The organism is Lutibacter sp. A64 (assembly GCF_022429565.1).
Taxonomy (GTDB): Bacteria; Bacteroidota; Bacteroidia; order Flavobacteriales; family Flavobacteriaceae; genus Lutibacter.
On record NZ_CP092487.1, the window covers coordinates 3082519 to 3105003 of the forward strand.

General features: G+C 29.6%; 17 protein-coding genes. 8 read left to right on the top strand and 9 right to left on the bottom strand.

Going from position 1 to position 22485, the window contains the following annotated elements; genetic code table 11:
* Nucleotides 1–7 precede the first annotated feature (7 nt).
* Nucleotides 8–2617 carry a DNA mismatch repair protein MutS gene (gene mutS, locus MKD41_RS12600; RefSeq protein ID WP_240242645.1) on the bottom strand — a complete coding sequence of 870 codons (2610 nt, stop codon included), beginning with the start codon at nucleotides 2615–2617 and terminating at the stop codon, nucleotides 8–10.
* Between the two features lie 202 nt (nucleotides 2618–2819).
* On the opposite strand from mutS, the gene MKD41_RS12605 reads away from it, so the two are divergent.
* Nucleotides 2820–4016 (top strand): outer membrane beta-barrel protein, encoded by a 1197-nt coding sequence (locus tag MKD41_RS12605; RefSeq protein WP_240242646.1) that lies wholly within the window; start codon nucleotides 2820–2822, stop codon nucleotides 4014–4016.
* A gap of 35 nt (nucleotides 4017–4051) precedes the next feature.
* A complete protein-coding gene (locus tag MKD41_RS12610) occupies nucleotides 4052–4582 on the top strand; it encodes an RNA methyltransferase (RefSeq protein ID WP_240242647.1) in 531 nt (176 codons plus the stop codon).
* A 24-nt stretch (nucleotides 4583–4606) separates the two neighbouring features.
* Here MKD41_RS12610 and MKD41_RS12615 read toward each other — a convergent pair whose 3' ends face one another.
* The 5 genes from MKD41_RS12615 to MKD41_RS12635 all read right to left on the bottom strand — a co-directional run bounded on the left by MKD41_RS12615 (nucleotide 4607) and on the right by MKD41_RS12635 (nucleotide 9532).
* A complete protein-coding gene (locus tag MKD41_RS12615; RefSeq protein WP_240242648.1) occupies nucleotides 4607–5101 on the bottom strand; it encodes a MepB family protein in 495 nt (164 codons plus the stop codon).
* A gap of 54 nt (nucleotides 5102–5155) precedes the next feature.
* Complete coding sequence (gene mgtE, locus MKD41_RS12620) at nucleotides 5156–6508, bottom strand: magnesium transporter (RefSeq protein WP_240242649.1); 1353 nt, start codon at nucleotides 6506–6508, stop codon at nucleotides 5156–5158.
* Nucleotides 6498–7274, bottom strand: coding sequence for a 16S rRNA (adenine(1518)-N(6)/adenine(1519)-N(6))-dimethyltransferase RsmA (rsmA, locus tag MKD41_RS12625; RefSeq protein WP_240242650.1), 777 nt, complete (start codon nucleotides 7272–7274; stop codon nucleotides 6498–6500). Before rsmA ends, mgtE begins: the two co-directional genes overlap by 11 nt.
* Nucleotides 7275–7277: 3 nt before the next feature.
* Nucleotides 7278–7610, bottom strand: a complete 333-nt coding sequence (locus MKD41_RS12630; protein WP_240242651.1) for a DUF4286 family protein — start codon at nucleotides 7608–7610, stop codon at nucleotides 7278–7280.
* Nucleotides 7611–7756: 146 nt separating this feature from the next.
* Nucleotides 7757–9532, bottom strand: a complete 1776-nt coding sequence (locus tag MKD41_RS12635; RefSeq protein ID WP_240242652.1) for a tetratricopeptide repeat protein — start codon at nucleotides 9530–9532, stop codon at nucleotides 7757–7759.
* 137 nt (nucleotides 9533–9669) lie between these two features.
* Here MKD41_RS12635 and MKD41_RS12640 point away from each other — a divergent pair, with 137 nt between their 5' ends.
* The gene (locus tag MKD41_RS12640) at nucleotides 9670–9810 is read left to right on the top strand and encodes a hypothetical protein (RefSeq protein ID WP_240242653.1); all 141 of its coding nucleotides are present in this window, start codon (nucleotides 9670–9672) and stop codon (nucleotides 9808–9810) included.
* Between the two features lies 1 nt (nucleotide 9811).
* Here MKD41_RS12640 and serS read toward each other — a convergent pair whose 3' ends face one another.
* The 3 genes from serS to MKD41_RS12655 form a co-directional block, all read right to left on the bottom strand.
* Nucleotides 9812–11086, bottom strand: coding sequence for a serine--tRNA ligase (serS, locus tag MKD41_RS12645; protein ID WP_240242654.1), 1275 nt, complete (start codon nucleotides 11084–11086; stop codon nucleotides 9812–9814).
* 61 nt (nucleotides 11087–11147) lie between these two features.
* Nucleotides 11148–11669 carry a hypothetical protein gene (locus tag MKD41_RS12650; RefSeq protein WP_240242655.1) on the bottom strand — a complete coding sequence of 174 codons (522 nt, stop codon included), beginning with the start codon at nucleotides 11667–11669 and terminating at the stop codon, nucleotides 11148–11150.
* Nucleotides 11670–11684: 15 nt separating this feature from the next.
* Nucleotides 11685–12617, bottom strand: coding sequence for a bifunctional riboflavin kinase/FAD synthetase (locus tag MKD41_RS12655; protein WP_240242656.1), 933 nt, complete (start codon nucleotides 12615–12617; stop codon nucleotides 11685–11687).
* 152 nt (nucleotides 12618–12769) lie between these two features.
* Here MKD41_RS12655 and MKD41_RS12660 point away from each other — a divergent pair, with 152 nt between their 5' ends.
* The 5 genes from MKD41_RS12660 to MKD41_RS12685 all read left to right on the top strand — a co-directional run bounded on the left by MKD41_RS12660 (nucleotide 12770) and on the right by MKD41_RS12685 (nucleotide 22297).
* Nucleotides 12770–16600 carry a reprolysin-like metallopeptidase gene (locus MKD41_RS12660; RefSeq protein ID WP_240242657.1) on the top strand — a complete coding sequence of 1277 codons (3831 nt, stop codon included), beginning with the start codon at nucleotides 12770–12772 and terminating at the stop codon, nucleotides 16598–16600.
* A 171-nt stretch (nucleotides 16601–16771) separates the two neighbouring features.
* Nucleotides 16772–19462, top strand: a complete 2691-nt coding sequence (locus MKD41_RS12665) for an endonuclease (RefSeq protein WP_305852417.1) — start codon at nucleotides 16772–16774, stop codon at nucleotides 19460–19462.
* 218 nt (nucleotides 19463–19680) lie between these two features.
* Nucleotides 19681–19896 (top strand): 4Fe-4S dicluster domain-containing protein, encoded by a 216-nt coding sequence (locus tag MKD41_RS12675; protein WP_240242658.1) that lies wholly within the window; start codon nucleotides 19681–19683, stop codon nucleotides 19894–19896.
* A gap of 2 nt (nucleotides 19897–19898) precedes the next feature.
* Nucleotides 19899–20528, top strand: a complete 630-nt coding sequence (locus tag MKD41_RS12680) for a ferric reductase-like transmembrane domain-containing protein (protein WP_240242659.1) — start codon at nucleotides 19899–19901, stop codon at nucleotides 20526–20528.
* A complete protein-coding gene (locus tag MKD41_RS12685; RefSeq protein ID WP_240242660.1) occupies nucleotides 20525–22297 on the top strand; it encodes an FAD-dependent oxidoreductase in 1773 nt (590 codons plus the stop codon). The genes MKD41_RS12680 and MKD41_RS12685 overlap by 4 nt, the downstream gene beginning before the upstream one ends.
* Nucleotides 22298–22485 lie beyond the last annotated feature (188 nt).

Here is a 22485-nt window from a genome sequence, read left to right on the forward strand (position 1 = left end):
TATTTAATTACTTCTTTTTAGTCAACATTCGTTTAATTTCATTCAATTTCATCAATGCTTCAATTGGTGTAAGTGTATCAATATTTGTTGATAAAATTTCTTCTTTTATGTCTTCTAAAAGAGGATCGTCTAGTTGAAAAAAGCTCAATTGCATTTCTTCTTCCTGCGCATTTTTCAGAGTATCTTTTACATCATCATTTGTATGATTTTTCTCTAATTGTTTCAGCATTTTACTTGCTCTATGAATAACCGAAGTTGGCATACCAGCTAATTTTGCAACATAAATACCAAAACTATGTTCGCTTCCACCAGGTACTAATTTACGTAAGAAAATAACTTTGTCTTTTAATTCTTTTACTGAAACATTAAAGTTTTTAACACGTTCAAACGTATTGGTCATATCATTTAATTCGTGATAATGTGTTGCAAATAATGTTTTTGCTTTTGAAGGATGTTCGTGTAAATATTCGGCAATTGCCCAAGCAATTGAAATTCCGTCGTAAGTGCTTGTTCCACGTCCAATTTCATCTAATAAAACCAAACTACGTTCAGAAATATTATTTAAAATACTAGCGGTTTCATTCATTTCTACCATAAAAGTAGATTCACCCATAGAAATATTATCACTTGCTCCAACACGTGTAAATATTTTGTCAACAATTCCAATTTTTGCATTTTGTGCAGGAACATAACTTCCCATTTGAGCCAATAATACAATAAGAGCTGTTTGACGTAAAATTGCAGATTTACCACTCATATTAGGACCGGTAATCATAATAATTTGTTGCATATTTCTGTTTAAAACAACATCATTTGCAATATATTCTTCACCAATAGGTAATTGCTTTTCAATAACAGGATGACGGCCATTTTTTATTTCTAAATCGGTGCTTTCATCAATTTGTGGACGAATATAATTATTGTACTTAGCAAGTTCAGCAAAAGACAGTAAACAGTCAATTTGAGCTATCAATTGCGCGTTTAATTGTATTGGTTGAATGTAATCTAATAAATAACTAATTAACTCTGCAAATAGCTCGTTTTCTAGTTTTCCTATTTTTTCTTCTGCACCTAATATTTTGGTTTCGTATTCTTTTAATTCTTCTGTAATATAACGTTCGGCATTTACCAACGTTTGCTTGCGAATCCAATCTTCTGGAACTTTATCTTTATGCGAGTTTCTAACTTCAATATAGTAGCCAAAAACATTGTTAAAAGCTATTTTTAACGATGAAATTCCAGTGCGTTCAATTTCACGTGCTAACATTGCATCTAAATAATCTTTTCCTGAAGTTGAAATAGCTCTTAACTCATCTAATTCAGTTGAAACACCTTGTGCAATTGCATTTCCTTTATTAATATTTACAGGTGCATCTTCGTTTAAAGTTTTGCCTATTTTTTCACGAAGCGTATTGCAATTTTGTAATTGTTCTCCAATAATTCTTAACGATTCATTATCGCTTTTTTCAGCGGCTTCTTTAATAGGAATAATAGCATTTAGAGAATTTTTTAATAAAACAACTTCACGCGGGTTCACTTTGCCAGTTGCTACTTTAGAAACCAAGCGTTCTATATCGCTAATTTGTTTTATTTGATAGGTTGAAAGTTCTAAAAAGTCATCGTTATCTATAAAATATTTAACAATATCGTGACGTTTTTTAATACGATTAATGTCTTTTAAAGGTAATGCCAGCCAGCGTTTTAACAAACGTCCACCCATTGGCGAAATAGTTTTATCAATAACATCTAACAGCGTAACAGCATTAACCGAAGTAGAATTGTACAACTCTAAATTGCGAATTGTAAATCGGTCCATCCACACATAATTATCTTCTGAAATTCTATTAATTACAGAAATGTGTTCTAATTTATTATGTTGTGTTTCAGATAAATAATATAAGATTGAACCTGCGGCAATAACCCCTTCTTTTAAATCATCTACACCAAAGCCTTTTAATGTTTTTACTTTAAAATGATTGGTTAAGGTTTCTAAAGCATATTCCAATTGAAATATCCAATCTTCTAAATAAAATGTGTAAAAACGATCTCCAAACAGTTCTAAAAATTTGTTTTTATGTTGTTTTTGAACCAATACTTCACTCGGATTGAAATTTTGAAGTAATTTATCAATATATTCATGAGTTCCTTGTGCCGTTAAAAATTCTCCTGTAGAAACATCTAAAAAAGAGATTCCTAGTTGTTTTTTTCCAAAATGAACTGCTGCTAAAAAGTTGTTTGTTTTAGATTGTAAAACTTCATCATTTAAAGCTACTCCTGGGGTTACCAATTCTGTAACACCGCGTTTTACAATGGTTTTGGTCATTTTTGGATCTTCTAACTGATCGCAAATTGCAACACGCATTCCTGCTTTTACCAGTTTTGGCAAATACGTATTTAAAGAATGATGTGGAAAACCAGCTAAGGCAGTTTCTGTTTCACTACCTGCGCCACGTTTGGTTAAAATAATTCCTAAAACATGAGCTGCTTTTTTTGCATCTTCACCAAAAGTTTCGTAAAAATCGCCCACTCTAAATAATAACATTGCATCAGGATATTTTACCTTTATTGCATTGTATTGTTTCATTAATGGTGTGACTTTTTTTGATTTTGCTGCCAATTTTTTAGGAAATTAAGTTAGATTTGCGAAGTTACATTTTATATTGAAAGATTGAAAAATTTGATGATTTAAAAACGAGTTAATTCAAAACTCATTTCAATTTTAGGACAGAAGTATATTATAAATCAATAATTGTTTTATATCTTTAAAATTTGATTCTACTTATGGGTATTTTAATATCTAAAAACAAATAAAATTGAATATGAAAAAACAATTCCTGCTCATTTTAATTACTCTCTTCTACCTTAGTAGTTATTCACAAATCTCTTTTAAAAAAGGGTATTTTATTAAAAATTCTGGTGAAAAAATAGAATGCTTCATTAAAAATATTGATTGGAAAAATAACCCCAGTCATTTTAATTACAAATTATCAAAAAATGATAACCAAAAAGAAGCAACAATTGAACTTGTCAAAGAATTTGGAATTTACAATATTGCAAAATACAAACGTTATACTGTTGACATAGATATGTCTAATGGAAGTATAAACAGTTTAAATCAAGATAGAAGTCCAATTTATAAGAAAGAAACACTTTTTTTAAAAGTATTAATAGAAGGTAACGCTGATTTATTTTTTTATGAAAAAAAGAATTTAAAAAGATACTTTTATAAAACTGATACAATTAATATTGAACAATTAATTTATAAAAGTTACTTAACTTCTAGTGGTCAAATAGCTAAAAATAACACTTATATATATCAACTTAGGGCAAATTTAAAGTGCCAAAACATTTCAATAAAAGATACTGAACACCTTGATTACAGAACAAATAAATTAGTAGACTTTTTTATAAAATACAATAAATGCTCTAATTCTGAATTTGTTAATTATAATACAAAACAAAAAAAAGATTTATATCATTTAACAATTAGACCTGGTTTAAATATTTCATCTCTTATACTTCGTGGTGATTATACTAAAGTAAAAGATGCTGATTTTGATAATAAAATAGGCTTTAGAATAGGGGTCGAGAATGAATTAATTTTACCTTTTAACAAAAATAAATGGGCTATTATAATTGAACCAACATATCAATATTTCAAATCAGAAACCTCAACAATTAGTTTTGGAACTAAACAATCTGTAAAAATTGATTACAACTCCATAGAATTACCAATTGGCGTTAGGCATTATATGTTTTTAAATAAAAATTCAAAATTATTTATTAATACTTCTTGGGTTGTTGATTTTAATTTTGGCTCTTATTTAGATTATGAATTTAGTAAAGATATAAATACTTCAAGCCCTAATAGCAATTTTGCAATAGGAGCGGGATATAGCACCCAAAAATATAGTGCAGAAATTAGATACTATACAAATAGAAATCTTTTAGAAAAGATGACTAATGATGCATATTATAAAAGTCTCTCTATAATTTTTGGATTTTCAATTTTTTAAACACATTTAAAACCCCACTTAATTAAAACAAGATAATGAGAAAACTAAAAAACAGTGAACTTGGGAGATTAAATGTTGAAGATTTTAAGAAAACTGAAAAAATTCCACTAATTGTAATTCTAGATAATATTAGAAGTTTAAATAATATTGGATCAGTTTTTAGAACAAGTGATGCTTTTTTAATTGAAAAAATATATTTATGCGGTATTACAGCGCAACCTCCTCATAAAGAAATTCATAAAACTGCATTGGGAGCTACGGAATCTGTAGCTTGGGAATATGCTGAAGATACCTTAACTTTAGTTGAGAAATTAAAAAATGAAAAGATTAAAATTTTAGCTATTGAACAAGCTGAAGACAGTACTATGTTGCAAGATTTTACGCTAGAACCCAGCCAAAAATATGCTGTTGTTATGGGAAATGAAGTAAAAGGAGTGCAACAAGCAGTAGTTTCTGCAAGTAATTATTGTATTGAAATTCCACAATTTGGAACCAAACACTCTTTAAATATTTCGGTAAGTTGTGGTGTTGTACTTTGGGATTTGTTTAAAAAGTTTAAATTCTAATATTGGATTATACTTTACACACCGTTATTTATTATTATACAATTTAGAAACCTCATTAAAATTGGTTGATGCATTAATTTTATAGAAATAATTCAATTGCCATTTTTGAGATAATTGAGCTTGTTTATTTTTTGTAACGTCCCAACTCGGATACACTCTAAATGCTCTCTTTCCTTCTTTGTTTACTGTTGATATTATTCCTTTTTTAATCAGTATAGATTTTGGAAAAACAAATTGCCCAAATTCATTTTGTGTACGCACGTTTACAATAAAAAAATCTATTGTGTCGGTTTCATTAAAAGGTTCAATTATTCCGTCTGTATTCCGTTTCCAAAAAGTTACAAATTGACCAACTTTTTTAGGTGTAATTTTAGCATTTCTACTAATAATAATTTTTCCATTGAGTTTAAAACTACAAGCATCATATGCCCTACTTTCTGGATCTAAATTAAGATCAGAAATATTAAAATTACATTTACTGTAAACTGCTTTTTTAATTTGATTTAGGGTATTATCCATATTTTTAAATTAGTAAAATTTAATTTAAAAAAGATTATTAGAAGTCAAAACCACTTAAAATCCTAAAATTAATTTTGCAATTAAAAAGTAAATTAAAATCCCCAAAATATCGTTACTTGTAGTTATAAATGGACCTGTAGCTAAGGCAGGATCTATATTTCTTTTATCTAAAATAATTGGAACAAAGGTACCTATAATTGAAGCAATAATAATAACAGAAACTAACGAAATAGATACTGTTAGTCCTACTTTAAAGTCAAAACCAAGAAAAAACATCCCTGCAGACATTAATAATATGGCAAGTACTAAACCATTTAATAAGCTAAGTGATATTTCTTTAACAAGCCTATTCCAAAGCGAACCTCTTAAACTATCGTTTGCCAAACCTTGCACAACAATTGCAGATGATTGTACACCAACATTACCTGCCATTGCGGCAATTAATGGTGTAAAGAAAAATAGTTCAGGAAATTGTCTCATTGCATCTCCAAAGCCACCCAATACCGAAACACTAATAAAACCACCAAACAATGCTAAAATTAACCAAGGTAAACGCGCTTTAGTAAGTTCCCAAATGGTATCATCTGCTTCAACATCTTGAGAAATACCTGCTGCTAATTGGTAATCTTTTTCAGCTTCTTCTCTAATTACATCTACAATATCATCAATAGTAATTCTACCAACTAAATGTCCAATTTCATCTACTACAGGAATTGCCTCCAAATCGTATTTTTGCATAACTCTAGCTACGTCTTCGGCTTGGTCATTTACATTAACAGAGTCTACTTTTTTTATTAAAACATCTTTAATTGCAGTTTTTGTAGAGGTGGTTAATAAATCTTTTAAAGAAAGTCTTCCTATAAGTTTATTGTCATCATCTACAACATAAATAGAATGTACTCTGGTTACTTCTTCGGCTTGTGCACGCATTTCTTTTACACAAGTAAGTACATTCCAATTTTCGTTAACTTTTACTAATTCTTTTGCCATTAAACCACCAGCTGTATCTTCGTCGTAGCGTAAAAGTTCTACAATTTCTTTGGCGTGTTTAATATCTTCTAAATGAGCAATTACCTCTTCTTTCTGATCTTCAGAAAGTTCTGAAATAATATCTGCGGCATCATCGGTATCTAGTTCGTCAATTTCTTCAGCAATTTCTTTACTAGAAAGTTCGCTAAGTATTTTTTCACGAATATCTTCATCTAATTCTGCAATTACTTCAGAAGTAACATCACTTTCTAAAAGACGAATTAAATAAATAGCTTCTTCTATAGATAAATCTTCAATAACTTCTGCAATATCGGCATAATGGAAATCTTCCAATAAAACCAATAAAGATTCATTGTTTTTTTCAGTAATTAATATTTGAATATCCTCTATGAACTGTTGTGTAATTTCAATTGACATCTTTTTCTATTTTAGAAGTAAGATTAATGAATTCTTGAACCGATAATTGTTCTGGACGTTGCCCAAAGATACTATCTTCTCGTAAACTATCCGATAAATTAAGTGTTTTTAAACTATTACGAAGTGTTTTTCTACGTTGTTGAAAGGCTGTTTTTACTACTTTAAAAAACAATTTTTCATCAACAGGAAGGTTGTAATTTTCTTTTCTAATAAGTCTAATAACTCCAGAATCTACTTTTGGCGGTGGATTAAAAACAGTTGGTGGTACGGTAAATAAATATTCTACATTGTAAAAAGCTTGTGTTAAAACAGAGAGTATTCCGTAAACTTTACTGCCTTCTTTTTCGGCAATTCTCTGGGCTACTTCTTTTTGAAACATGCCAGAAAATTCTGGTATTTGATGACGATTCTCTAGTGTTTTAAATACAATTTGAGTTGAAATATTGTATGGGAAATTGCCAATTATTGCTACTTGTTCTTTTGCAAAATAGTCTTCAATATTAATTTTTAAAAAATCTTTTGAAATAATTCTATCAGCTAAATTTAAATAATGAGCTTGTAAGTATTCTACAGATTCTGTGTCTATTTCTATTACATGGGTTTTAAGTGGTTTTTTAAGCAAATATTTGGTTAAAACACCCATTCCAGGACCGATTTCTAATACATTTTTATATCTTTTTTCGGTTAAACTATCGGCAATTTGTTGTGCAATTAGTTCGTCTTTTAAAAAATGTTGGCCTAGGTGTTTTTTTGCTTTTACACTCATAAATTAGTTTTTTACACTCATACTAAATTGTTCACTAATAACTTTTAACTCGGTTCTAAAAGCAACAATTTTATCTTTAAATAAATGCATTGCTTCAGTTCTTAATTTTTCAGCATCTTCTTGGTAATATTCTTGAAGAGTTTTAAGACTATCTGTTGTATATTGTACAGCATATGTTGTGCCTCCCATTTCTTCATCTACCATAACTTGAATCATTTTTGCATTGGTAAATTTCCCTAGAGAAAGCATATTTGGTATATGTACTTCTTTCATCCATTTTAACCATTGCTCATGAACTGACTCGTCAACATTTGTTGTAACGTTATATATATACATTTTTTTTAGTTTAAAGGTTTAAGGGTTAAAAAGTTTATAGGTTTAAAGTAGCAAAGATACAAAGGTTTTCTTTAGAACTAATTAATTTAGTCATACTCATTAGTAAAGTATTAACCTTCTTTTTTATCTGTATGTTGTCTTTCTATTCAATTAAGTGTATCTCCACGCAATTTTCTGTATTTTTTTCTGGCATCAACTAAGTAAATACTTGAAGGATATTCAAAAATAATTCTTTGATAATATTCTTTAGCATTTTCAGTATTATTTAACTGATTTAAGTACAATTCTGCCAAATAATAAATTGCATCATCTGCTAAAATATCTTCGTTATTAAGTGCTATAATTTGTAAATAATTACTTTTGGCACGTATAAATTCACCTAATTTTTCTAGTAATTTTGCTTGTTTAAACAAGGCTTCATCTTCTAAAGTATGTCCTTTAAAATTGGTTAAAATAACTTGTAATGTATCTATTGCTTGTTGGTTTTTATTTTGAAAAGCCAACAAATCGGCTTTTGCGTATGTTTTTAAAGCAATTTTTAAACTGTCTTTTACAATGTTATCTGTAATTAATAAATTTAAATCTAATGCATCATTGGCTATTAATTGTGATGTTGAATTTTTTAATACTTTTAATTGTGATTGTGCCCATTCAAAATCTCCTTTAAAATAGGAAGTTTGTGCAATTTTAAAGCGTGCTGTTTGTCCAATACTATTATTTTTTAAATCGTTTTGAACTTGTGTGTAATAAATTAAAGCAGAACTAAACTTATTTGTAAAGACTAGAATATCGGCCAATTTAGTTTTTATGTTTCCTTTTTGAAATCTGTTTATAGGAAGTTTTAGGGCTTCTTTTAATAATGAAATTGCATTATTGGGTTCGTTTTTTTTAAACGCTAAAAATTCAGCATAAACTAATTGTACGGCAATAGTATGTTCGTTTTTTCCATATTCTGTAAAAATTTGTTGAAATTGCTGATCTGTAACAGAAATTTCGTTATCTGTTTCAATAGAAATCTGCAACAAATACAATTTTGCTTTTAATTGGTCTTCTAAATTACTTGTATGCTCTATTATATAATTAAAACAATTTTTAGAAACTGTATAATCTTTATTTGCAAAGGCAATTTCACCCAAATCGGTAATTCCTTTTAAGCTACTAGAATCTCTTTTAAATAATGCTTTTTCTTGAATAAAAGCCTTTCCATATTCTTTTTGTTGGGTGTATAGCCAGCTTAATAATTGATTCCAACTGTTTTGTGGATTGTTTTGCAACCTTTTAATTAATAATTTTCTTAGAAAAATATTAGCTTCATTTTCAGAATCATCGGTTATATATTTTCCAATATAGGTTTTTGAAGTGGGTAAGTAACTCTCGTTAGTTTCAACCAAATTTAAATAGGTATCAATCATATTTTCTAAATCGGCTTTTTCACCATAAATGGCCGCAATTTGTAAGTTGTAATTAGAATTGGGGTTTACTTCCATTGCTTTTTTAAAAGCGGTTAGTGCATAATCTAACAAATGATTTTGTTGAAAAGATCTACCAATTAAATACCCTTGATTTCTGGTTTTTTCTATTGAGTTTATTGCTTTTTCATAAAAAAAAGAAGCGCTGTCTTGTTTGTATTGTAATTGGTAATTATACCCTAATTCAACAAATAAATAATGTTGATCTGGGCGTTTTTTTAATTGTTTATTTATTAGAGATTGTACTTCGTTAAATTTTTCTAGTTGCTGGTAACTATCTATTAAATTGGTTAAATAACTACTGTTAAATGGATTTTTTTCGTGTAGTGTTTTATAAATTGCTGCAGCTTTTTCATACTCACCATTTCTAAGATAAAGAAATGCTAATGAAGCTTCTTGCGCATGTATTTGCAAGGAAAAACAACAAATAAGTAGGATTAAAATTTTACGCATTTTTTATTTTAAATTCATTCAAATATAACCAAACAAGTGTTAAAATTTTTATAATTACCTTCTATTTTAGAAATATGGCTGTAACATTTTGGCACAAAAATTGTCTTTAACATATAAAACAACTAAATTTTTTTATTATGAAAGAATTAATAAGACAATACGAAACAGCAAAAAACAAAGCATTAATATTCATGAAAAAGGGACAAATAAACAACTATTTTGATGCCTTAATTGAAATGAATAAATACAAAAAAATGATAACCGTTAGTGTTAACTAATTTAGTTAATAAGTTCAAAACCACAATATGGAACTAGCACCTTAGGGATTTTAATCCCCTCAGGTGTTTGGCAATTTTCTAACAAACCTGCTAACACGCGTGGTAATGCTAAAGAACTACCATTAAGAGTGTGTGCTAATTCGCTTTTTCCTTCGCTATTTTTAAAACGAAGTTTTAAACGATTTGCTTGAAATGTTTCAAAATTAGAAACAGAACTTACTTCTAACCAACGATCTTGAGCTGTTGAAAACACTTCAAAATCGTAAGTTAATGCAGATGTAAATCCAATATCTCCACCACATAAACGTAAAATTCTAAAAGGTAAATTTAATTCGTTTAAAATTCCTTTTACGTGTGCAACCATACTATCTAAAGCTTTATATGAATTAGATGGATGTTCAATTCTAACTATTTCAATTTTATCAAATTGATGCAATCTATTTAAACCACGTACATGCGCTCCGTATGAACCAGCTTCGCGTCTAAAACAAGGTGTATATGCGGTATTTAATATAGGAAAATCACTTTCTTTTAAAATAACATCTCTATAAATATTAGTTACTGGAACTTCAGCCGTAGGAATTAAATATAAATTATCTTGTGCATCGTGGTACATTTGCCCTTCTTTATCTGGCAATTGCCCAGTCCCAAACCCTGAAGCTTCATTTACTAAAAGTGGCACTTGCACTTCATTATATCCAGCTTCGGTATTTTTATCTAAAAAATAATTGATTAAAGCGCGTTGTAATCTTGCTCCTTTACCTTTGTAAACAGGAAAACCAGCTCCAGCAATTTTATTTCCAAGTTCAAAATCTATAATATCGTATTTTTTTGCCAATTCCCAATGTGGTAATGCGCCTTCGTGTAATACAGGAATTTCACCTTCTTGTAATACATTTAAATTGTGTTCTTCTGAAGAACCTGCAGGTACAATTTCGTTTGGAATGTTTGGAATTAAATACAACAATTCTTGTAATTCTGTTGCTTTATTTTGAAGGCTATCGGTTAAGCTTTTAGATTTTTCTTTTAAAAGCACCGTTTTTTGCTTTAAAACTTCAGCTTTTTGTCTTTCACCAGATTTAAATAACTGTCCAATATCTTTCGATAATTTATTAGATTCTGCCAATACAGCATCCAATTCAGTTTGAATTGATCTTCTACTTTCATCAGCAGCAATGGTTTGTGCAACCAATTCAGCAGCGTTTTTTAAATTTCTTTTTTCTAAACCTTTTAAAACAGCTTCTGTGTTTTCTCTAATAAATGCAACTTGTAACATTGTTTTTTCCTTTTATTGAATGGCAAATTTAATAAATTGCTGATAAAAGAAACCAAATAGTTTAATTTGATTTTAAAGAAATAGTTTCTGAAATTTTTGAAATTATTTGAGGGACCTCAGAAATTGTAAAATCAAGATCAATTTTAAATGAGTTTTTATCTACTTTAGTAAGTTTGAATTTTCCGTTTTTTATAGGAAAATAACCAGTTTCACCTTTACAATAACACAGTCTTCCAAAATATAATTTTACGTTTTGTAGTGTTTCATTCGACAATTCCATGGGAGAAATATTTGCATCAAATTCGGCGTATATAATTTCGGTATAACTGCTATCTTGTAGGTTTTTATGACTGTTTTTTTTATACGTGTATTTTAAAATTGTTTTAGATCCTTCAGAAATTACAGGGTACATAATACCTATATTGTCTGTTTTAAAAACTATAGTTTTATTAGGAATTAATTCAATTGAACAAATGCCATTTTTTGGACAAATAGCGGCTTCTTGATTAATTTGTTGGTTCACAGTATAATTAGATTTACAAGAAATCATTAAAAATGCACATACTATAAATAGATTTCTCATAAAACTAATTTTTTTTTAAAAGTTGTTATAAATATATTCTAAACAAGTTTTTTTATCTTTTGCTAATTGACTTTTTAATGTAGTAATTGAGTCAAATTTTTGTTCATCTCTTAAAAATTTCAATACTTCAATCTGAATTTTTTCATCATAAATTTGTTGATTGAAATTAAAAAAATGAGTTTCTATAGTTTGGTTTTTACCACTAACTGTAGGTCTATAACCAATATTCATCATTCCAAAAACTTCTTTACCACCAATTATAGACTTTACAATATATGCACCGGTTTTTGGAACTAGTTTATAAGTTTCTGCAATATGTAAATTAGCTGTTGGAAATCCTATTTTTGCACCTAAACTTTTTCCTTTTACAATCGTACCGGTTAACATAAAATTATATCCTAAGTAGGTATTAGCTTTTGCTATTTCTCCATTTTCAATAGCTTTTCTAATTTTTGTTGAGCTAACAGTAATATCGCTAATTTCTTGTTGCGTTATTTTTTTTACTTGAAAACTATAAGCGTTTCCATACACTTGTAATTGTTCAAAATTACCTTCTCTATTTTTACCAAAATGATGGTCGTAACCAATTACTAATCTAGAAATATTTAAGGTATCTATTAAAATATTTTTCACAAATTCTAATGCCGAAAGATTTGCAAATTCTTTTGAAAATTCGTGAATTACTAAGGTTTCTAAACCTAAGTTTTCTAATAATTTTGTGCGCTCTTCAATTGTATTAATTAATTTAATATCTAAATCTTTTTGTAAAACCATACGCGGATGTGGAAAAAAAGTTAACAATGCAGAAGTTGCGTTGTTATTTTTAGCGCTTTTTACCAATTTTTTTATTACTTTTTGATGCCCAATATGAACCCCATCAAACGAGCCAATGGTAACAAAAGTTTTATTGTTTGATTTAAATTTAGATAAATTAGTGAAAATTTTCAAAATGAGAAAATTAAATTAATTGTTATTAAGAAGCAAAAATACTGTATTTAATTAAATATAGGTTAAATCAAATAATTAAAAAGGTAATATAATTGTGTTCCATATTTTATACTATATATTTGTAAGTTTCTTGTACATAAAAAAATTAAAGCATGAAGTATTTAAATATTAGATTTTTATTAGTATTCATAATTATTACCGCTCAATATTTTTCTGCTTCTGCTCAAAAATCAGGTAATCTTTGGTTTAAAAACGCTAATTCAGAAAAAAGTTCTGCGCCAAAATTAATGCGAAAATCTATTCCTAAAGCTTATACTGTGTACGATTTAGATTTAGAAACTTTAAAAGATAGATTAAAAGATGCTCCAAAAAGAAAAGAAGGTTTAAAAAACTCTAGTGTTATTTTAAATTTTCCAAATGGTAATGGTGAATTAGAAAAATATGAGATTTTTGAAACACCGATTTTAGCTGAAAATCTTCAAAAGAAATATCCAACTATTAAATCTTATATCGGTAAAAGTATTAAAAATCCTGGTGTAACTATACGGTTTAGTGTTACAGCTGCAGGTTTAAATGCAATGACTCTAAAAAAATCTGGAGAATCAACATTTATAGATCCTTATACCAAAAATAAAGCTTCATATTTAGTATATAAAAAAACTGATTCGCCTGAGCCAGAAGAAGCTTTTGTATGTAAGTTTGATGATTATAACACAGAAATTAAACCTAAAACTAAAATAACTTCAAATACTTCAGCAAAAGAAGCAAATGCAAATGATGGTAAATTGAGAACTTATAGGTTAGCAGTTGCAACAACAGGTGAATATTCTCAATTTCATTTAACACAACAAGGGGTTGCTGCTACCGAAACGGATTCTATTAAAAAAGTAGCTGTTTTATCGGCTATAGTAACAACAATGACTCGTGTTAATGGTATTTTTGAAAGAGATGTTGCCCTAACAATGGTTTTAGTTGATAACAATACCAATATTATTTTTTTAGATGCAGCAACAGATGGTTTTACAAATGATGATTCTGAAGAATTAATTGATGAAAGTCAAAAAATAATAAGCAGTACTATTGGAACCGATAATTTTGATATAGGCCATACTTTTAGTACTGGAGGTGGTGGTTTAGCACAATTAAGTTCACCTTGTACTTCTTATGGAAAAGCGAGCGGAATTACGGGTTCTAGTAATCCTATTGGAGATGCTTATGATATTGATTATGTAGCACATGAAATGGGACATCAATATGGTGCACATCATACTTTTAACGCTTCTTCTGGAAATTGTGATGGTAATATTAACTCAGGTACAGCTGTTGAACCAGGAAGTGGGTCAACAATTATGGCTTATGCAGGGCTTTGTTCTCCACATAATATTCAAAATTATGGAGATGCTTATTTTCATTATGTAAGTATTCAAGAAATGTGGGCAAATATTACTGAAGGTAATAGTAGTGCTTGTGCTGAAATTACTGACACCGATAATAATACTCCGGTAATTGAAAGTCTTCAAAATTATACAATTCCAGTTTCTACGCCCTTTGTTTTATCTGCAACTGCTTCAGATGTAGATGGCGATCTTTTAACATATACTTGGGAGCAGATAGATACTGAAACTGCTGCACACCCACTTGTGTCAACTTCAACAGAAGGTCCGGCATTTAGATCTTTAGAGCCAAGTGAAAGTCCTGAAAGAACATTTCCTAATATGTCAACTATTTTAGGCGGTAATACGTACAATCAATGGGAAGTTTTACCTTCAGTTTCAAGGTCAATGACATTTGCTGTTACGGTAAGAGATAATAATAAAAGTGGAGGGCAAACAGCTAGTGATATAACAGAAATAACTTTTTCAGATAAAGCTAAAGCTTTTAAATTAACTTCTCAAACTACTCAAGAAAGTTGGGATGCGGGTACTTCTCAAACAATTAATTGGGATGTTGCTAATACTGATAGTGCACCTGTAAATTGTTCTTATGTAAATATTTTATTTTCTAATGATGGAGGTTTAACATACCCTATTACTTTAGCTTCTAATGTGTTAAATAATGGTACTCATACTATTGTAAGTCCAGATGTTACAACAACAACCGGAAGAATTAAAATTGAGAGTGTTGGTAATATCTTTTTTAATGTAAATGTTGCAAATATTTCGGTTCAATCTTCAGAATTTATTATGGAATTTGATGAATTTAAACTTGAAACTTGTGCGCCAGATGATGTTATTTATAATATGACGTACAATACATTTTTAGATTTTAATGAAGAAACAACTTTTTCTGCAACAGATTTACCAGAAGGAGCCAATGTAACTTTTAACCCGGCAACGGCAACTGCAAATAATACAGCTGTAACAATGAAGATAACAGGAATGGATACTGATAATCTTGGTCTTCATACTATTACTGTAACAGGTACATCGGCCTCAGTAACTAAAAGTACAGTAGTCGAGTTAAATGTTTATTCATCTGAAATAACTGCACCTGTTTTAAATTTCCCAGAAAATGAAAGTACTGGAGTATTAGAACCTTATAATTTAAGTTGGAATGATAATGAAAATATTAAAGATTATACTATTGAAATTGCTTTAGACTCATTATTTACTACTATTGTAGAAACTGATACTTTAAATTCTGCGTATTTTAAACCAGAATTGTTAGAATTTAATACAACCTATTATTGGAGAGTAAAAGGCGCTAATAGTTGTAGCGAGAGTTCGTTTTCAACTTATTATAGTTTTACAACAGCAAATGTTGTTTGCGACTCTAACACATCAACAAATAAACCATTAAATATACCTGATAATAATACCACAGGAGTAAATTCAAATATAAGTATAACAACCAATAAAATTATTACAGATGTAAATGTTACAGTAACAGCTCCTCACGAGTGGGTTGGAGATTTATCGTTGTATTTAATAAGTCCTTTAGGTACAAAGGTTTTATTATCTGCAAATAATGGAAATGAAGGTTTAAATTATACAAATACTTTTTTTGATGATGATGCAGAAGCTTCTATAACTTCAGGAATTCCTCCTTTTTCAGGAACGTTTAAGCCACAAGGTAAATTATCTGATTTTAATGATGAAGAATCTTATGGAGATTGGACATTGCAAGCTATTGATAATGGGCCAGCAGATACAGGTACTATTGATAGTTGGAGCATAGAAATTTGTGGAGTAGCGGTAATTGGTGATGATGATGATAAAGATGGCGTAAAAAATGAGGATGATATTTGTCCTGAAACTCCTTTAGGAAGTGCAGTTGATAGTACAGGCTGTCCTGTATTTAGTTTACCAGTTGATAATTTTACAATAGAAACTATAAGTGAAACGTGTCCAGATAAAAATAATGGTCAAATTTTAATTTCAGCTAATGAAACATATACATATAAAGTAACATTAAATGGTGTTGAAGCGACATTGCAAAATACAGATTTATCTCCTGGAAGTTATACTATTTGTATTGGTGTAGAAGAAGATGAAGATTATGAACAGTGTTATGATGTTGTTATAGATGAGGGAACTACCATTTCTGGTAAAGTAGCTGTAAATTCAGGAAAAGCTTCTATAGAAATTGAAGAAGGTACAGGTCCTTTTATGGTTTTTGTAAACGATAAAATAGTTTTAGAAACAGTAGCGCCAATTTTCACTTTTGATGTAAAACACGGAGATAAAGTTGAAATAAAATCTAGTGTTTCTTGTGAAGGTGTTTTTGCAAAAACAATTAATTTGTTCGATGAAATTATTGCATACCCAAATCCTACAAAGGGAAATTTAGAAATTGCGTTACCAGTTTCTGTAAACACTGTAAAAATTGAAGTGTACAATATACAGTCACAGTTAATTTCGGTACAAAATTATACGGTAACTAATAATAAGGTTCAATTAAATATTGCTAATAATGCTACGGGGCTATACTTTGCAAAAGTATATTTAGAAGAACCTATAGTTCTTAAAATTATTAAAGAATAAGAGTCTTTAAAACGTTATTAATATTAAAATATACACCTTCAACTTGTTTGAAGGTGTTTTTATTTAAATTAACTTAATGTTATAAGAATTAAGATTAACACTAATAATCAAAAATTAATAATAAATTTGTAACACTATTTATTATTGAATAAGTACTAAAAACTACATATCTTGAAAAAAACTACACTCTCAATACTGCTATTTATAACAATTATCCCTTTTTATGGGCAAATTCAAAGTTATTATAACGGTCTTGACTTTACAAAAACAGGTAACGAACTATTTTTAGAACTTTCTGAAAGATTAGAAAGTACGCATTCAGCAATTCCATATACAGGTTCTCCTATAGATGTTTGGGAAGCTTGTAGACGTGCTGATGAAGATCCAGATAATGCAGATAATGTATTGTTAATTTATGGATATAACGATACTGATGGAATTCCTAACACAGATAGATCTAGAGATAAAGATTTAAAAGATACTGGAGGTGGTGATCTTGAGAGATGGAATAGAGAACACGTTTTTGCTAAATCATTAGCAAATCCTGGCTTAGATACAGATGAACCTGGTCCAGGCACTGATGTGCATAATTTAAGGCCTGCGGATTCAGAAAGAAATTCAGATAGGAGTAATAGAAAATTTACAGATGGATCTGGAAATTCTGCTATTGTTTCTAGCAATGGAGGTTGGTATCCTGGTGACGAATGGAAAGGAGATGTAGCTAGAATTGTAATGTATATGTACACGAGATACCACGGTGCAGGAAATCTAGTGTCTCAAACAAATTGTTTGCCTATAAATGTAGGTTTTGGAACTACATTAACGGTTGATGAAAATATGGTTGATTTATTTTTAAAATGGAATAAAGAAGATCCAGTTTCAGAATTTGAAGCAAATAGAAACGAAGTTTTAGCCGGTATACAAGGAAATAGAAATCCGTTTATAGATAATCCATACTTGGCAACCTTAATTTGGGGTGGTTTAGAAGCAGAAGATAAATGGTGGTCTAATAATTCATCTGATGACGAAATGCCAACTACTCCTTCAAATTTAATAGTTTCTGATATTACAAATGAAACTGCGGTTGTTACTTGGGATGCTTCAACAGATAATGTTGCGGTATATGATTATTTAATTTATTTAAATGGAGAATATTTACAATCTGAAATTACAAATTCAACAATAATTTCAGGATTAAAGGCTTCAACTAATTATACAGTAACTATAAAAGCTAGAGATGTAGCGTCTAATTTATCCGGTGAAGGAGAAGTTAGTTTTACAACTTTAGAAGGGCCATATTATTTAATAAATGAAGATTTTGAAAATTGTGCAAATATTCAATTTGTTGCATATAATGAAGAAAGTAACAAAAATTGGGAATGCAGCACTGTTTTTGGAGAAAATAATTCTGGATCTTATGGTATGAATGGGTATAGTGAAAATGTAGCGAGCAAAGATTGGTTAATTACAACTTCTCCAATAAATTTTGACGAAAGTACAGCTGAAAAATTAAGTTTTTACACCGATGCCGCTTATGGAAGTTCAACTTTAGAATTGGTTTATTCTTCAAATTACGATGGATCAAGTAATCCTAGTGATTTTACATGGACTGCAATGCCTAATATTAACATTCCTACACATTCAAATGGAGGTTCAACAGAAGAGGTTTATTCGTTTTCAAATGTAGATATTAGTTCAATTACTGGAACTGTTTATATAGCATTTAAATACTATTCTAATGAAAGTCCAACAAGATGGACTGTTGATAGTTTTGAAATTACTGCTGAAATTAGTGATGATATTGATGAAGATGGTGTTTTAAATGAAGATGATTTATGTCCAAATACGCCTGTTGGTGAAACTGTTGATGAAAATGGTTGCTCAAATGGCCAATTAGATGATGATGAAGATGGTGTAGAAAATAGTATTGATATTTGTCCAAATACTCCTGAAGGTGAAACTGTTGATGCAAATGGTTGTTCAGACAGTCAATTAGATGATGATAATGATGGTATTATGAACAATATAGATACCTGTCCAGATACTCCTGCTGGAGAAACTGTTGATGAAAACGGTTGTTCAGACAGTCAATTAGACGATGACGGAGATGGTGTTATGAATAATATTGATTTATGTGAAAATTCAACACCTGGTTCAAGTGTTAATACTTCTGGTTGTTTTACATTGCCAGCAAATAACTTTAGCATTCAAACTATTAGTGAAACGTGCCCTGATAAAAACAACGGTCAAATTTTAATAACTGCCCAAGAAGATTATACATATAACGTTACATTAAATGGTACTGCCGCTACTTTACAAAATAAAGATTTAGAGCCTGGAAATTATACAATTTGTATTGAAGTAGCAGGTGAAGATTATGAACAATGTTTTGATGTTGTTATAGAAGAAGGAACAACAATATCTGGTAAAGCAAGCGTTAGTTCTGGTAAAGTTTCAATAAATATTTCAGAAGGAACAGCTCCTTTTAATGTATTTGTAAATGACAATTTAATTTTACAAACATTAGACTCCTCATTTACTATAAATGCCAAATATGGAGATAGTATTCAGGTTAAAAGTAGTGTAACCTGTGAAGGTGTGTTTTCTAAAAATATGAATTTAGTTGAAAGTGTAACAGCATATCCAAACCCAACAAAAGGTACTTTTGAAATTGCTGTTCCTGTTTCACAAAGCACTATAAAAATTGAAATTTACAATACACAATCTCAACTAATATCTACAAAAAATTACGAGGTAGTGAATGGTAAAGTTCAATTAAACCTATCCAACAATACTGTTGGTTTATACTTTGCCAAAGTATATTTAGATAGTCCTGTTTTACTTAAAATTATAAAAGAATAATCGTTTTAAAAATCGATTTTTAAAAAGACGCTTTAATTAGCGTCTTTTTTTATGCTATAATATTTAGTTATTTATATTCTAAATTTTTAAAATAATTCATTGAATGATATAACCAATTCATTGATAAATATCTAGGACTAATTGATTCTTATTTACATAGAATACAATAATTTTTACCTTGTCTTTAAATTAGAGTTTAATTTTATAAATAAAGAATTATGCCAATTAAAAGTATTAATGGATGTATTGGTTGCGAAGAGTGTATTAAAAGCTGTCCTACAGATGTAATTAGGTTAAATCCTGATTCAAAAAAAGCCGAGATTTTATATCCAGAAGATTGTCAAATATGCCATTTATGCCGTATGTATTGTCCTGTAGATGCTATTACAATCACACCAGATAAATCTATACCAGTAATTGTATCATGGGGTTAGTTATGAAAAATAAAAATTACATAAATAAAATAGTACTATTGGTTGTTGCTTTTATTGTTACGCCAATTGTTTTATACAACTTAGGTAATTTTCCAAAGAGAGGTTACCTTATGGAGACACTTTCACTAATAACCATTTTAGGGTTTACTTTACTTTTATCTCAGTTTTTTTTAACAAGAATTAATAGAGATTTAGTTAAAAGTATTAGAATGGTTAATGTTTTAAAAATTCATAAATTTATTGGCTATTTATTTATTTCAATTTTATTATTACATCCGTTTTTTATTATTGTTCCAAAGTTATTCGACAATGGAGTTACACCTACAGATGCCTTTTTAAAATTAGTTACAACATATAGTAGTTTAGGAATTATACTTGGTTTAACAGCCTACTCTTGCATGCTTATAATTTTAGTTACTTCATTTTTCAGATTTAAATTGTATTTAAAATATAGAACGTGGAGAAATTTACATGGCTATTTAACCTTGCTATTTGTAATAACTGCAACTTGGCATGTAGTAAATATGGGAAGGCATAGTAATACTTCATTCGCAATTTATTATGTATTAATGGTACTTAGCGGAATATATTATTTGTTAAAAACTTATTTATTTAAAACTTCAAAAAAATGAAAAAGCAAAACAAAAAACAGGAAATGTCTAGACGAAAATTTATAAGCTTAGCGGGTGGAGCTGCTGCAAGTTTAGCTGCAATGTCGGCAATAGGAATGCCAGTAGACTGGGCTTTAAATAATCCTGAAATTGATGTTGATTCTTTAAATACAGATAAAATTAAAACCGATGTATTGGTAATAGGAAGTGGAATGGCAGGTTTATTTGCAGCAGTAAAAGCACACGATGCAGGGGCAAAAGTAGTAATGGTTTCTAAAGGAAGGCTTGGTGCTTCTGGTCAAACACCTTTTGCTAAAGGAATTTTTGCTTTTGATCCAGAAAAAGAAGATTTAAGTTTAGATGAATTTGTTGCAAAAGTATCTCGTTCGGCCTTAGGTACAAATAATAAAGCTTATACAAAACAAATGGCGCAACATTCTTTAGCGCGTGTAAATGAGTTAAAAGAATGGGGCTTTTTTAATTCTTCATTATATAATAAAAGTTTTAGCAAACCTATTGAAGAAAGAAATATACCAGTGCAAGAGCGTATTACTATAACACATTTAATAAAAGAGAATGGGAGTGTTGTTGGTGCTGCTGGTTTTAGTATTGATACACAAAAAGTTCTATTTTATGAAGCAAAAAGCGTCATTTTATGTACTGGAGCAGGAGGTTTTAAACCAAACGGTTTTCCAATTTGCGATCTTACACACGACGGAACTATAATGGCTTACAATATTGGAGCAAAAGTAACAGGTAAAGAGTGGAATGATGGGCATCCTGGGAAATCTGAAAATGCAGCAGCGTGTTATGATGGTTGGGGAGATATGTTTGAACAAAAACCAAGTACAACAGGTGTTGAAATTCGCCATGATTTAGGTGTGGATATGAATTATGTAGCTTATAAAAATGGAAGTCCTTTAAAAATGGGACCTCCTGGATCTGGTCAACAAACAGATGTTAGTGGAGGTCCTTATACACCAGAAGAATTTACACGTCAAAATGCTACGCCACCGGGCGGAAAAGAAGGAGGAAGGCCACCAAGAGAAGGAAAAGGAGGTCCGCCAAAAGGAGGTAAAGGAGATGGAGCTCCTCCTGGAATGGGTGGTAGTATAGTTGGTGGTTCTTCTGCAGGAATGGCAATACATAAATCTGAAGGATTAGTACCAATTAACGATCAATGTGAATCTACAATACCCGGACTCTATGCTGCTGGTGATGCGTTGGGTTCTTATATGGCAGGAGCAATTTATACTCAAATTGGTTCATCTTTGGCAGGTTCTGCTGTTCAAGGGGCTGTGGCAGGTGAAGCAGCTGCTAGTTATAGTAAAAAAATAAATACAGTTACAATTTCAATTTCAAAATTAAAAGAAATTGAAGCAGAAATATTAGCGCCTTTAAAACTAGAGGCAGGTTATAGTCCGGCTTGGGTAACACAAACTTTACAAGGTATTATGATTCCTAATTTTATTATTTATATAAAAAAAGAGAATTTATTAAAAGCAGCCTTAGCTTATGTTGAAGAATTAAGAGACCATCATATACCAATGCTTAGAGCTGCAAATATGCACGAATTACGTTTGGCACACGAAACTAAAAATATGATTGTTAGTGCTGAAATGAAACTAAAAGCGTCTATTATGAGAACTGAAAGTAGATGTAGTCATTATCGTTTAGATTACCCTGAAGTAGATACTGAAAATTGGGAAGTTTGGTTAAATATTTTTAAAGGTGAAGATAATACCATGCAGTTTGAAAAGCAACCTTTTAATACTTGGGCAACAACTTAAAAAATTATTGATTAGTAATTTTACTTTGAAGAATCGGTTACTTCGGTAATCGGTTCTTCTTCATTTAAAATTTCATTAAAATAATCGTTTTATAAAACTAACATTTGGTAGGTATTATACCTCAGTTTATTGATTTTAGTTTCAAAAATTATAAAGCATCACTTTCTTTGATGTAAGGTTTAACAATA

Bases quoted from the DNA above. Each gene is read 5' to 3' on its own strand.
- MKD41_RS12685 (WP_240242660.1), top strand. From the start codon at position 20,525: ATGAAAAAGCAAAACAAAAAACAGGAAATGTCTAGACGAAAATTTATA.
- MKD41_RS12635 (WP_240242652.1), bottom strand. From the start codon at position 9,532: ATGCGTAAAATTTTAATCCTACTTATTTGTTGTTTTTCCTTGCAAATA.
- MKD41_RS12650 (WP_240242655.1), bottom strand. From the start codon at position 11,669: ATGAGAAATCTATTTATAGTATGTGCATTTTTAATGATTTCTTGTAAA.
- MKD41_RS12615 (WP_240242648.1), bottom strand. From the start codon at position 5,101: ATGGATAATACCCTAAATCAAATTAAAAAAGCAGTTTACAGTAAATGT.
- mgtE (WP_240242649.1), bottom strand. From the start codon at position 6,508: ATGTCAATTGAAATTACACAACAGTTCATAGAGGATATTCAAATATTA.
- MKD41_RS12630 (WP_240242651.1), bottom strand. From the start codon at position 7,610: ATGTATATATATAACGTTACAACAAATGTTGACGAGTCAGTTCATGAG.
- MKD41_RS12680 (WP_240242659.1), top strand. From the start codon at position 19,899: ATGAAAAATAAAAATTACATAAATAAAATAGTACTATTGGTTGTTGCT.
- MKD41_RS12640 (WP_240242653.1), top strand. From the start codon at position 9,670: ATGAAAGAATTAATAAGACAATACGAAACAGCAAAAAACAAAGCATTA.
- MKD41_RS12660 (WP_240242657.1), top strand. From the start codon at position 12,770: ATGAAGTATTTAAATATTAGATTTTTATTAGTATTCATAATTATTACC.
- MKD41_RS12605 (WP_240242646.1), top strand. From the start codon at position 2,820: ATGAAAAAACAATTCCTGCTCATTTTAATTACTCTCTTCTACCTTAGT.
- rsmA (WP_240242650.1), bottom strand. From the start codon at position 7,274: ATGAGTGTAAAAGCAAAAAAACACCTAGGCCAACATTTTTTAAAAGAC.
- MKD41_RS12675 (WP_240242658.1), top strand. From the start codon at position 19,681: ATGCCAATTAAAAGTATTAATGGATGTATTGGTTGCGAAGAGTGTATT.
- MKD41_RS12610 (WP_240242647.1), top strand. From the start codon at position 4,052: ATGAGAAAACTAAAAAACAGTGAACTTGGGAGATTAAATGTTGAAGAT.
- serS (WP_240242654.1), bottom strand. From the start codon at position 11,086: ATGTTACAAGTTGCATTTATTAGAGAAAACACAGAAGCTGTTTTAAAA.